At 51.6% G+C, this 13,385-nt stretch carries 10 protein-coding genes; all 10 read right to left on the bottom strand.

Annotation, left to right across the window (positions count from 1 at the left end; genetic code table 11):
- Nucleotides 1–20: 20 nt before the first annotated feature.
- Nucleotides 21–314, bottom strand: a complete 294-nt coding sequence (locus I2F54_RS02585) for a PG0541 family transporter-associated protein (protein WP_195500441.1) — start codon at nt 312–314, stop codon at nt 21–23.
- Between the two features lie 24 nt (nt 315–338).
- Nucleotides 339–3,485, bottom strand: a complete 3,147-nt coding sequence (locus I2F54_RS02580) for an efflux RND transporter permease subunit (RefSeq protein WP_009122284.1) — start codon at nt 3,483–3,485, stop codon at nt 339–341.
- Between the two features lie 39 nt (nt 3,486–3,524).
- Nucleotides 3,525–4,541 carry an efflux RND transporter periplasmic adaptor subunit gene (locus I2F54_RS02575; RefSeq protein WP_195500440.1) on the bottom strand — a complete coding sequence of 339 codons (1,017 nt, stop codon included), beginning with the start codon at nt 4,539–4,541 and terminating at the stop codon, nt 3,525–3,527.
- A 15-nt stretch (nt 4,542–4,556) separates the two neighbouring features.
- Nucleotides 4,557–5,918 carry a TolC family protein gene (locus I2F54_RS02570; RefSeq protein WP_009122282.1) on the bottom strand — a complete coding sequence of 454 codons (1,362 nt, stop codon included), beginning with the start codon at nt 5,916–5,918 and terminating at the stop codon, nt 4,557–4,559.
- 18 nt (nt 5,919–5,936) lie between these two features.
- Nucleotides 5,937–6,605, bottom strand: a complete 669-nt coding sequence (locus I2F54_RS02565; protein WP_022217897.1) for a TetR/AcrR family transcriptional regulator — start codon at nt 6,603–6,605, stop codon at nt 5,937–5,939.
- A 156-nt stretch (nt 6,606–6,761) separates the two neighbouring features.
- Nucleotides 6,762–8,258 carry a histidine ammonia-lyase gene (gene hutH, locus I2F54_RS02560; RefSeq protein WP_009122280.1) on the bottom strand — a complete coding sequence of 499 codons (1,497 nt, stop codon included), beginning with the start codon at nt 8,256–8,258 and terminating at the stop codon, nt 6,762–6,764.
- Entirely contained in the window at nt 8,255–8,884 is a 630-nt protein-coding gene (locus tag I2F54_RS02555; RefSeq protein ID WP_009122279.1) for a cyclodeaminase/cyclohydrolase family protein, read from the bottom strand. The genes hutH and I2F54_RS02555 overlap by 4 nt, the downstream gene beginning before the upstream one ends.
- A 58-nt stretch (nt 8,885–8,942) precedes the next feature.
- Entirely contained in the window at nt 8,943–10,196 is a 1,254-nt protein-coding gene (gene hutI / locus I2F54_RS02550) for an imidazolonepropionase (protein WP_195500439.1), read from the bottom strand.
- A 29-nt stretch (nt 10,197–10,225) separates the two neighbouring features.
- A complete protein-coding gene (ftcD, locus tag I2F54_RS02545) occupies nt 10,226–11,122 on the bottom strand; it encodes a glutamate formimidoyltransferase (protein WP_022217900.1) in 897 nt (298 codons plus the stop codon).
- A 99-nt stretch (nt 11,123–11,221) separates the two neighbouring features.
- Entirely contained in the window at nt 11,222–13,204 is a 1,983-nt protein-coding gene (locus tag I2F54_RS02540; protein WP_195500438.1) for a urocanate hydratase, read from the bottom strand.
- Nucleotides 13,205–13,385: the final 181 nt, after the last annotated feature.

The following is a 13,385-nucleotide window of genomic DNA, read 5'->3' as shown; positions in this document are numbered from 1 at the left end:
CGTTCATGCCACGGAAAACCTCAGATGGTCTTCTCTATGTTCCAGACAAATGCCCGAAGCCCCAATTGCTCGGTTTGCTTATCCATGTTGTGAAGGACTTCCAGCAGGGAGTCCACCTTTCCGTCTTCCACTATTGTAAGAATGGCGGAACACATGGAAGGCCAGGCATGGCTGCCGTAATGAGGGTCTCCGGTTTTGGAACCGCGTCCGCGAACCTGCTCCCAATAAGTGAAACCCCGGCAATTCAGCCTGTCGAGCGTAGCGATAATGCGCTCGTAATATGCTTGATCGAATGTGATTAATACTGATTTCATTATTCAACTGTTAAATGTCTGCTGTTAATTATTAGTCTGTTTCTGTTCTTCAAAGTAAGCGTTCAGCTGCTTCTGCATCTTGCGACGCTGACGTTTGATGCCGACACCACCGAAGATACAGTACATGGTGGGCACATAAATCAACGTCAGGATGGTAGAAATCGTCAGACCGCCGATTACGGCAATCGCCATCGGACTCCACATCTCAGAACCCTGACCGGTACTGACAGCCATCGGAATCATACCGAGAATGGTAGTCATGGTCGTCATCAACACCGGACGGAGACGGCTCTTGCCCGCCGTAACCACCGCATTCAGCACCGACTGTCCGCGCTCACGGCAGAGAATCGTATAGTCGATGAGCACGATACCGTTCTTCACCACAATACCTATCAACATGATGCTACCCAGCAAGCTCATCACACTCAGCGTGGTATTGGTGATGAACAGCGCCATCAGCACACCGCTCATGGCGAACGGAACCGAGAGGATAAGGATGAACGGATAGGTCAGCGACTCGAACTGGGCGGCCATTACGATGAACACAAGAATGATTATCAACACGCCCAATGTTCCCAAATCGCGGAACGAATCCTGCTGGTCTTCGTAAGAACCCGATATCTGAATGGTGATGTCGGACGGTTTCTCTATCTTATCTATGATAGTATTACCCGCAGCCACCACGTCGCCCAGCGGAGCGCCGGAAATAACGGCGGATACCGTCACGATACGCTCGCGGTCTTTACGCTCGATGGTAGGCGGAGCAAAGCGTTCCACGACCGTTCCGAGGTCTTTGATGCGGATGCCTTCACCCTTGGCATTGTACACCAGAATGTTTTCAATACTCTCGAGGCTGGTACGGAATTCGGGGGCATAACGCACTTTGATGTCGTATTCGTCACCGTCCTCACGATATTTGGAAGCTGTCGCGCCATTAATACGGTTGCGCAGATAGGTAGCGGCGGTAGACAGGTTCAGTCCGTGAAGCGCCAGCTTCTCGCGGTCGAAGTCAACCTGATATTCGGGCTGGTAATCGCTACGGCTGATGTTGACTTCGGACACGCCTTTCACATTCAGCAGCTCACGTTTCAGACGGGCGGCAACGCTATCGGTCTCCTCCATGCTGTAACCGTAGACCTCGAAGTCGGCGGATGCCTGGGCGGACATACCCGTATTGCTGCCGCCGAGGATTACCTGCGCCTTGCTGAACTCAGGATAAGCCTTCAGGTCCTCGCGCATCTCGTCGCAGACGGCTTCCAGCGTCACGTCACGGTCGCCCGGGTCTACCAAGCTGATATTAAAGGAGATGATATGCGAACCGTTGTCCTGCATGGAAGCCCAGGTATTATCCGAGTCGGCCTGTCCCACGGTATAGTTACATATCTTCATGACGCCTTTATACTTTTGCAGCCATTGGTTGGTCAGCTTCTCCGAAACTTCCTGCGCCACCTCTTTACGGGTACCGATGGGCAACTCCAGCTGTACGGCAATACGCGCGTTGTCCTGCGCCGGGAAGAACTCGGTACCGATGGACTTTGCGCAGAACAAACTCAAGATGAAGAATACCACGCAACCGAGAAGCACCGACATACGGTGACGCACCGCCCAGTTCAGCATACGTGCGTACCAGTTGTCCAAGCCGTCCAGCGTACGCTCTATCGGTCCGAAGAATATCCGGAACACCTTGGACTGCTTACGCTGCAAACGCAGCAACTGCGAACAGAGCATCGGCGTAAGCGTCAGGGCCGCAACGGTGGAGACGAACATAATGGCGCACATCATCCAGCCCAACTGCTTGAACAGCACGCCGGACATACCGGTAACCATCGTCAGCGGGAAGAACACGGCAATCATCGTCAGCGTAGAAGCGATTACGGAAATCGCCACCTCGTTCGTACCGTGAACGGACGCCTGCTTGGGATCGGAACCGCGCTCGATGTGCGTCGTGACGTTCTCCAACACCACAATGGCATCGTCCACCACCATACCGATGGCTATGGAGAGTGACGAAAGCGAAATGATATTAATCGTATTCCCCGAAATGGCAAGGTATATGAACGAAGCAATCAGAGAGAGCGGAATCGTAATACAGATAATCAGCGTGGCACGCCAGCGTCCCAAGAACAGGAACACCACGATGACAACGAACAGCAAGGCATACAGTACCGTTTCCGTCAAACTGTCGATTGTATTCAGGATGTTCTCGGACGTATCGACTATGACGCCCAGCTTCACGTCGCTCGGCAAGTTCTTCTGCAAGCGGGGCAGCGCGTCCTGCACTTTCTTGGAGATTTCCACGGAATTGGCGCCCGACTGCTTCTGAACGACAATCATAGCTCCCTGCACACCGTTGTTGTAGGTTTCCTGCGCACGCTCCTCCACGGTATCCACAATCCGGGCAACATCGCGCAGATAGACCGTAGCGCCATTGTATGTGCCTACAACCACATCCGCCAACTGACGGGAGTCGTCGAACTCACCTTCCACACGCAACGAATAGGTTTCGTTACCGATGTCGAAGTTACCGCCCGGTATGTTCTTGTTCTCCGCCCCGATTATGGAACTGATGGTTTCGATGCTCAAATTGTACGCTTCCAGCTTGTAAGGGTCGCAATACACCTGGATTTCACGTTGCGGCGCACCACTGATGGACACCGTACCCACACCGGGAATACGCGCCAAAGGATTTACCACACGGTCGTCCAGAATCTTATAAAGCGCCGACTGGCTCTCGTTGGCCTGTACGGACAGCAGCACGATAGGAATCATATCCGTGCTGAACTTGAAGATGATGGGATTCTCCGCATCATCGGGAAGTTCGGAACTTACCATATCCAGCTTGTCGCGCACATCGTTTGTCAGCACGTCGATATCATTGCCGAACTCAAACTCCAGCGTAATCAACGACATATTCTCCGAAGAACGGGAAGTGATGTGCTTCAAATCGCTGACAGAGTTCAAAACATTTTCCAACGGACGGGTCACGTTGTTCTCAATATCCGAAGCACTCGCTCCCGGATAGGCCGTCATTACCATAATCGTGTTCGTATCGATGTCCGGATACAAGTCGATAGGCAACTTTGACAAAGAGAACAGACCAAATATCACCACTGCCAGGAAGCAGAGCGAAGTCATAATCGGTTTCTTAACCGCACCTTCGTATAAACTCATACTCTTTTTAATTAAGAATTAAGAATGATGAATGAAGAATTATTTTTCCACCTCTACTTCCATACCGTTGACCAGCTTGGTCTGCCCGGCTATAACTACCCGTGAATTATCGGGCACGCCGGAAACCAGCTCGTATTCAGCACCCATGCGGCGGCCGAGTTCCACCTTGTTGTAAGTAACCTTACCGTCTTTGTACACATATACATAGCGGTCGCCGGAGCCGGATTGCTTCACGATAGCCAAATCGGGTACAACCACATTGTCCTTGGTACCGAAATTAAGCGTGGCGCGGGCAAACATTCCCGGACGTACGCGCCGGTCTTTATTGGCGAGTTTAATCTCTACGGGGAAAGTACGGGTGTTCGGGTCTACCGTAGGATAAACCAGACTGATATAGCCTTCAAAGGGTTCGTCACCGTAGACATCCAGCTTCACCGCTACCGGAGCGCCTTTCCTGACTTGGGTGAAGTAGGTTTCGGACACGTTGATGATCAATTTCACCGGAGTAATCTGTTCCACCACCAATACCGGTTCGCCGCCACTGTACATGTCGCCGCTGTCATAGTTGCGGGCTGTTACGACACCGTTTATCGGGCTGAGCAGCGAAGTATTTTCCAGCAGGTTGCGGTACGCCGTTTCCTTGATATCCAAAGCCATTTTGGCCGCATCCCATTCCGACTTGGACGCGCCGCCTACTTTGTACAGCTCGTCCATACGTTTGAACTCAATCTCCTGGTTGTCCAGCTGGAACTTGGTTTGTTTCAGGTTCGCCTCATCCATGCTGACCAGCTTCTGGCCTTTGGATACGCGGTCGCCCACTTCCACCAATATTCTGTCGATACGCACCGGGGAGGAAGGGGCTATATTGTTCTTTACCTCTGCTTCCACGGTAGCTGTGTACTCATGAATCTGCTCTACCGGACGCGCTTTTACATCCGCCAGCTTCACTCTCGGCTTTTCATCCACCTGTTCAGCAACAGCTTTGTCCTTTCCGCCGCTGCAAGCGCCCAACAGTGCTACTGCAAGCAGGGCAATCAATTGAAAACTTTTTTTCATATCGTTATTCTTATTTTATTTCTGATTTTTGATGATGTAGTCTCTTCCCAACACCTGGTCGAGGTCGGCCTTAGCCACCAGATAATCATATATGGATTGGTTGTAAGTAAGTTCCGCTTCGGTGAGCTGCACTTGCGAGGTATTCAGCTCGAGCACGGTTCCCTTACCTACCTCGTAGCGTTTACCGGCAATCTGCACCGCCTTTTCGGCCTGCATCACATTTTCTTTGTTGCTGGATACCTGCTCGGAACTGGCCGACATATTATCCTGATAGCTCGTAATCTGCATATTCAGCTTACGTTCCGTGTCAAGACGGTTTTGGTCTAACTGGCGCATCTGAATGCGATTGGACTTCAGCTTCGTGAAGTTACTTGCCTTATATAAAGGAATGCTCAGGCTGAATACCAGAGAAGAACTGCTTCCATAGTTATAATTAAAGACATTCCAACTGTCGTTATTCATGGACTGATATTGATACGAATAGCCCAGACCCAACGTCGGCATGAAGTTGGTGCGCAGCGACTTGATGTTCTTCTGAAGCATCAGGCGGTTCAACTCCAACTGCTTCATGGTAGTATTGTTCACCAAACCCTCGTGAACCGTATTGTCCAGCTGGTTGGCAAACACCACTCCCTCATAGGCCGCCAGACTATCGTCAATCTTAATATCCACATCGGCGGTAATGCCCATCAACACTTTAAGCTGCAGTTTGGAAAGCGTCACGGCATTCCCGGCAGAGATGACACTCGGTTTCACGCTGCGCATCTGCACCTCGGCGGTAATCTTATCGAATTCGCTGACAGTACCCTGCCGATACTTGGCATTGACGATGTTATAATTGTCTTCCGCCAGTTTATAGCTTTTCTGCAACACATCGTATGAGTCCTGGGTCAGCATCAACTGGTAGTAGGCCTTGGTCACCTGATTCACCAGGTCTTGCTTGGAAGCCCGCGACTTCTCCACAGCCAGTTCTATATCCGTCTTTGTCATCGACATGGCCCGATACACAGCCGGAGCAAACAAAGGCAGACTGATATTCAGCGTCCCGGTAGCGGTATTCGCCTTATCCTTACCCATCTTCACGGTCTGGTCGCCGATACTGAACTGCGGCGCCGTAATGGTATGGCTCATCGTGCCCGAAATACTTGCTTCCGGCAATAAGTTTTGCCAAGCCTCTTTATGGCTTACTTTCTTGAGAGCAATCTCCTCTTCCGCCACTTTAATGGTGGGATTGTCGCTCAAAGCAATCTCCAAGGCTTTGTCAAGGTTCAGGGTCAAGGTATCTTGCGTCCCTTGTGCTCGTGTATAGCCGCCCGCCAATAGTATGGCAACGGCCAACATCCATTTCTTACCCTCAAAAAATCTCTGCATCTTCATAAAGCAATTAATCGTTTTCTAATCGTTCTCTGTCTCGTTATTTCCGGTGATTGTCTTTTTTCGGTATTCCCGGATAAACACCTCCAACTCATGCGCGCCTTTCTCCGTAGAGATTCCCCGCAGGAAAGTGAACATGATGGATTCGTAAACTTCAAGGAAAGAATATTCTTTGCAAATGTCCGTATTCATCAACACATCAATCTGCTCCCTTACCAACAGGTTGATGATGGCAAAATTCACATCATCGCGGAAGATGCCTTGCTTTACGCCTTCTTTAAAGAAATTTACCGTCTCTTCCGAGTCCTGGTTGTGTCGGCTCGTCATCAGTTCATAAGCTTTGGGGTACTTCTTGATGTCCTCAAAAAACTTCTTGTTGGTGGCATGGAACTGCTCGATACTGCGTTGGTAGCATTTCAGCAGTACTTCCAATACGTTTTCGGATGTGGCAAGCACATTTCTCAGAAACTCATCCCCTTCTTTCTGACCTTTCAGAATGCACTCCTCCAACAAGGTTTCCTTGTCAGAAAAAACTTCATAAAGGGTACGTTTGGAAATACCCAATGAAGTCGCAATATCATCCATTGTAATACTTTTAATACCGTGCGCAGAAAAAGCTTCCACCGCAGTCTCAATAATCCGTTCCCTCAATTCAGGGCGGGGAGTAAGGTGCTTGGTATATTCGCTCATTTCTCTTCCTTTTAAAGTTCAAAAACTCTTTTTATTCATTTTCGGAATAAAACGAAGCAAATATAGAAAGAAAACTCAATTCACCAATTAAGTTTTCTTTCTTTTGTTAAACGATTAATAAAAATTAGGGTTATGGCAGATTTATTGGGAAGATTCCTAATAATCGAACTTAGTCCGACTGAGGAACGCCACAGTTTTATGAATTTCTTTATACATTACAATGTCGTCTTTCACGAAAGGAACTTCCTTGCGGTATTCGTGCAGGAAACGTTCCAAAACGGGTGAAGTTTTTTGCGGACGGCGGAAGTCGATGCCTTGCGCGGCATTCATCAGTTCGATGGAAAGGATGTGCTCCAGGTTGTCCATGATGCGATAGAGCTTCGTGGCGGCATTGGCACCCATGCTTACATGGTCTTCTTGTCCGTTGCTGGAGACGATGGAATCGCTGCTGGCGGCATAACAGTACATTTTGTTCTGACTTACCATAGAAGCGGCGGCATATTGGGGAATCATAAATCCCGAGTTCAAGCCGGGGTTGGCAACCAGGAATTCCGGCAGTCCGCGCAGTCCCATGATAAGCTGAGCGATACGGCGTTCGGAAATATTCCCCAACTCGGCAAGGGCGATGCCCAAAAAATCATACGAAATAGCCAACGGCTGGCCGTGGAAGTTTCCACCCGAAATGATACGGTCTTCGTCGGGGAAGATGGTGGGGTTGTCCGTTACGGAATTAATTTCCGTTAACAAGACTGAGGAGACATAGCGGATGGCATCTTTTGTCGCCCCATGCACCTGAGGAATACAACGGAAAGAGTACGGGTCTTGCACATGCTTGCCGGGACGGGCTATGAGTTCGCTGCCTTCCAAGAGTTTGCGGAAGTTCTCTCCCGTCTCGATTTGTCCTTTGTGGGGACGGATTTGCTGGATGCAATCCATGAAAGGGTCGATGCGGCCGTCAAAGGCTTCCAACGAAAGAGCGGCTATTAAGTCGGCTTTCTTGGAGAGGCGGAAGGCTTTAAGAATGGCAAAGACACCGTTGGCGCTCATGAATTGCGTACCGTTCAACAGGGCAAGTCCCTCTTTGCTCATCAGCTTGACGGGTTCCCAGCCGAATTCATCGAGTACGCTGATCGCTTCGCGCTTCCGGCCTTTGTAGTACACATCGCCCACACCGATAAGGGGCAGGAAAAGATTGGCAAGCGGCGCAAGGTCGCCCGAAGCTCCGAGCGAGCCGCGGTCGTAGACGATAGGCATCACGTCGTTATTGAAAAAGTCGAGGATGCGCTGCACGGTAATGACCTGCACACCGCTATGCCCCAAAGACAGTGCATGCGCCTTGAGCAACATCATCAGTTTGATGATGACCGGGCGGATTTCTTCACCCACGCTGCAGGCATGGCTTTTGATGAGGTTTTCCTGCAAAGTGCCCAGCTCATCCTGTGAGATGTTCTTGCTGCACAAGGAGCCGAACCCGGTGGTTATGCCATACAGAGGTTCTGCGGACTCGGCCGTTTTCTTATCCAGGTAGTCGCGGCATTTCTGTATGCGCTCTTTGGCCTCGGGAGCCAACTCGAGTTTCAGGTTCTCGTTGATGATGCGTTCGATAAGGTCGAAAGTCAGTTCGCCCGAACCGACATGGTAGACATTCTTCATACTTTGAGTTCCTCATTGATTTCGTCCAACAATTCTTTTTCTTTGGCGCAGGCAAGGCGCTCCAGTTCGGCGGCTTCGGTTTGCAGCTTGGCCGCAAACTCCTTATCTTTCAGCGAACCGAGGTTGATGCGCACATTCATCAGCGCTCCCAATACGGCGGAACGGGCGGACATCATCGCCACACAGGCATCGGTTACGGCATTGCGGTTTCCCAAGCGGGCTACATCCATGATGACGGTCATCAGTTCGTAGGCATTGCGGGCCACCTGCATGGGCACAAGCGCGGCAAACTTGGTAGCTTCCTGAATGGCAGCGCTGCGGGCGGCCTTTTCTTCATCGGTGGCTTTCGGCATCTTGAAGCAGGCAAACACACTGTCGTAGGCTTCGGAATCGCGGTCAATATCCTCGATAAAGGTATTTTGCTCTTGCAAAGCCACACCGGCGATGTGTTGCATCAGTTCTTCATGCTCCTCATAGCCTTTCTTGCCGATAGTAAGGTTGGCAACCATTGCCGCCAAAGCCGAGGCAATGGCTCCGTTCAAGGCGGCGATACTGCCGCCACCGGGGACGGGATCGCTGCCCGCCACTTTATTCAAAAACTCTTTGAGTGTTAAATCGACTAACATGGTATTTAAGTGTAAATTAAGTATAAAGTAATTCAGTATAAAGCATAAGTTCTTTGTTTCAGAGTACGGGATAGAGCATGCCTTCCTTCACCGTGGTGTGCACACAGTTCATCCCCACGTAGTAGGGCAGAAAATGGTAATTGTCCGTATTCAGCACTACAAAATCCCCTTTCTTCCCCACCTCGATACTGCCGATGCTGTCGGCGCGGTTCAAGGCGGCAGCGCCATTCAGCGTGAGGGCAGTAATGGCTTCCTCGATACTCATCTTCATATAGATGCACGCCAGCGCAAAGGTCAGCGGAATGGAACCGGAGAAACAACTGCCGGGATTAAGGTCGGTGGCAAGCGCAACGGCGCACCCCGCATCAATCATTTCACGTCCGCGGGCATACGGTTCTTTCAAGGCAAAGGCGGTAAGAGGCAGCAATGTGGCAACCGTGCCCTTGTCTGCCATGGCACGGATATCGGCATCGGAAGCGTGCAGCAAGTGGTCGGCGGAGACAGCGGAGAGTTCCGCAGCCAGCCCCGCACCGCCCAACGGCACGATTTCGTCGGCATGGAGTTTCAAGGCCAGCCCCATTTCACGGGCAGCGGTCAGCAAGCGGCGGGACTGCTCGATGGAGAACACGCCTTGCTCGCAAAAGACATCGCAAAATTCCGCCAGCCTGTTATGGACGACGGCGGGCATGACTTCACGGATAATGAAATCCACATAATCGTCCGTACGTCCGCCATACTCCTGAGGCACCGCATGCGCACCGAGAAAAGTGGAAACGATGTCCACCCGCTTGTGTTCGTCATTATTCAGGCTGCGCATCACACGGAGCTGCAGCAGCTCGGTTTCTTTGTCCAGCCCGTATCCGCTTTTGCCCTCGACGGTGGTCACTCCCATAGCGCTCATTTGTTTCAAAAATCCTTCCGCCTTGCCGCGCAACTGGATAAAATTGCACTCGCGGGTGGCTTTCACCGTACTGACAATACCGCCGCCACGCTCCATAATGGACATATAGCTTTCGCCCTTCAACCGCCAGGAAAACTCTTCGGCACGCTCCCCGCCAAAGACGAAATGCGTATGCGAATCGACAAAACCCGGCAAAAGACACTTGCCGCGGGCATTGTAATGCCAGTAACGCTGATAATAGCCGTCGCGCTCTTCGCCACGATTGGGGCCTACGTAGGTAATGACGCCGCCGGTGACTTCCACCGTAGCGTTATCCATGATACAAAGTTCTTCCATTTCCCTGCCGCGGCGGGCGGAAAAGCCAACCGGAGTCACGACACGGGCATTGAAGATGATAAGGTTCTCCGTCATATTTTCAGGTTTAAAAAAGAATCGGGAAGTTACTCCATTATTCTGGCTTCCAGCACTTGCCGCATCGAGAAGTTCTCCAGTCCGAGGTAGTAGGAAGCCGTATCAATCAGCGCTTCCATAGGCACAAGGCCGATAATCTCACTGCCCACAATGCTGACGCCGTAGCGGCGCGCTTCGATGCGTACCAACTCGAAAGCACGATAAAGCGCCGTACGGGTATAGTCGGTCATGTTGATGGACACCTGGGTAATCCCCCGGTCTTTCAGTTCCACTCCCATAGCCTTGCAGTAGCGCAGGCCGCCGCCGATGAAGCGTATCTTCTTGGCGATGTCGTGCGCAATTTCCAGACTGGGAGTGCTGAGATTGATGTTATACGCCACCAACGGCATACGTGCGCCAATGGCTACCGTTCCCGCAGTAGGATGGCGTTCCGCCGGACCGAAATCGGGCTGCCATTCGGGAAGCTTTATTTTCTCCGCCATTCCCTCGAATTCTCCTTTACGGACGGCCGCCAGATTTTCCCTGTGAGGCGCCGATGCGGATTTCTCGTAAAGGAAGACAGGCAGATTATAACGTTTTGCCACTTCCGCGCCCACTTCTTTGGAAAGCGCAACGGCTTCTTCCATGGTTACATTCCTGATAGGAATAAAGGGAACCACGTCCACAGCTCCCATACGGGGATGCTGGCCTTGATGCCTGTTCAGGTCGATAAGCTGCACAGCCACGCCGATGGCCTCGAGCACGGCGTCGCGAAGCGGTTCGGGTTCACCCACCACGGTAACAACCAGCCGGTTATGGTCTTCGTCATTACTGTAATCCAGCAACTTCACGCCTTGTCTGCCGCGAAACGGAGCCACTATCCGGTCTATCTTCTGCAAATCACGTCCCTCACTGAAATTAGGGACACATTCTACGATTTTATTCATAACCCTTTTAAGTTAAGAATGATGAATGAAGAATGAAGAATTACCTTGCGGCGCATTTACATTGCGCAGCCTAATTCTTCATTCTTCATTCTTAATTCATCATTTATTTATGTATTTGTTTATCAGTTCTTCATCCGCCACGTAAGGTATCGTGATGTGATAACCTTCCGAATGAGTGCGGTTAAATTCTTCACTTGTCTCCATGGCATGCGCATTGCGTGCCCATGAACGGCGTGCCACACCGCCCATAACATCCCAAAGCATGGCGGAACGCAGGATTTCATCCACCCGCTCGGAACCGTCGCACACCATGCCGAAGCCGCCGTTGACGGCTTTGCCGATACCTACCCCGCCACCGTTGTGCAACGCCACCAGGCTCATGCCCCGTGCGCAGTTACCGGCAAAGCATTGCACCGCCATATCCGCCATTACGTTGCTGCCGTCTTTTATGTTGGACGTCTCGCGGAAAGGAGAGTCCGTGCCGCTGACATCGTGGTGGTCACGTCCCAGCATAATGGGGCCTACCTCACCACGGCGCACCATCTCATTGAAACGCAGCGCAATTCTCATACGCCCCTCGGCATCCTGATAGAGGATGCGCGCCTGCGTACCTACCACCAGATTGTTCTTCTCGGCATCGCGTATCCAGTTATAATTATCCAAATCCTGTCCGCGGCGGGTAGGGTCGATACACTCCATGGCGGCACGGTCTGTCTTTACCAAATCTTCATGCCTGCCACTGAGGCAAACCCAGCGGAACGGCCCGTAGCCGTAATCAAAAAGTTCCGGTCCCATAATGTCTTCCACATAGCTGGGGAAGATGAAGCCGTTTTTGTCACTGCCGTCGCGCGCTATCTCGGGAACACCGGCATCGAAGACGGCTTTCATAAAGGAATTGCCATAATCGAAGAAGTACGTGCCCCTGCCCACGAGTTCCTTGATGGCAAGGAAATGACGTTTTAACGTGACATCCACTTTACGGCGGAACTCCGCCGGATTCTCATGCAACATCCGGGTACGCTCCTCAAAGGTCAGTCCCACGGGGCAGTAGCCGCCGTCGTACGCCGCATGACAGGATGTCTGGTCGGAAAGCAAATCGATATGTATCCGTTCTTTTACGGCATATTCCAAAAGGTCTACCACATTGCCGTGATAGGCCACAGAAATCGGAGCATGGTTGTCCATGGCCTCTTTCACCAATGCGAAAGCCTGCGGCAGCGAATCCGTCACATGCCCCACCCAGCCCTGCCGATGACGGGTTTCGATACGTGAGGCGTCCACCTCGGCTATGATAGCGGCAGCTCCCGACATCTCGGCGGCTTTGGGTTGGGCGCCGCTCATGCCGCCCAGACCGGAAGAAACGAAAAGCCGCCCGCGCAGGTCGCCGTCCTGGGGGATACCGAGTTTCAGCCGTCCGGCATTCAAGAGGGTATTGAAAGTACCGTGCACGATACCCTGCGGACCGATATACATCCATCCGCCGGCAGTCATCTGACCGTAATTGGCAACGCCCATCTGCATGGCGGTGTGCCAGTCCCGCTGATTATCGTACAGCCCCACCATCATCGCATTCGTAATGATGACGCGCGGCGCTTCGGGCTTCGACTTGAACAGTCCCAGCGGGTGTCCGCTTTCGATAACGAGCGTCTGGTCATCGGTAAGGACTTCGAGATATTGCTTTATCAAGCGGTATTGCATCCAGTTCTGGCATACCTGCCCGGTTTCGCCATAGGTGACGAGCTCGTAGGGATAGAGGGCGATGTCGAAACAGAGGTTGTTGTCTATCATCACCTGAAAGGCTTTGCCCTCGATGCAGCGCCCTTTGTACTCGTCAATGGGCTTCGCCTTGAGGTCGCCTTGCGGACGATAACGGTAACCGTAAATGCGTCCGCGCGTGCGGAGCTCCTCCATAAATTCCGGAGCAAGCGTTTCGTGCAGTTCTTCAGGGATGTAGCGCAGGGCATTCTTCAATGCCGTAGCCGTTTGCGCGGGGTCGAGGGTGTAACCGCGGTCGGGCGCCCGCCGGATACCTTCTACGAAGGTGGGATAAGGGGGCAGTGTTTTGCTTAAAGTAATCTCCATAGTATATTAAGGTGAATAGTTACAAATTGTCAACAGATACGGGCGCGTATCTGCCGCAATATAAAAATAATTCCCGATATTCGCAACAGAACACCGGGAATTTTATCATTTAGTAAAGTAGAAACAGTGCGCAGCTTATTTAGATTACGGATTCTCATTTTAGCGACATCATCGCATAATC

It is taken from the genome of Bacteroides clarus, from assembly GCF_015555825.1.
GTDB classification, from domain to species: Bacteria; Bacteroidota; Bacteroidia; order Bacteroidales; family Bacteroidaceae; genus Bacteroides; species Bacteroides clarus.
The sequence above is the reverse complement of the archived record's forward strand: the minus strand, read 5'-3'. Positions and strand labels throughout refer to the sequence as shown.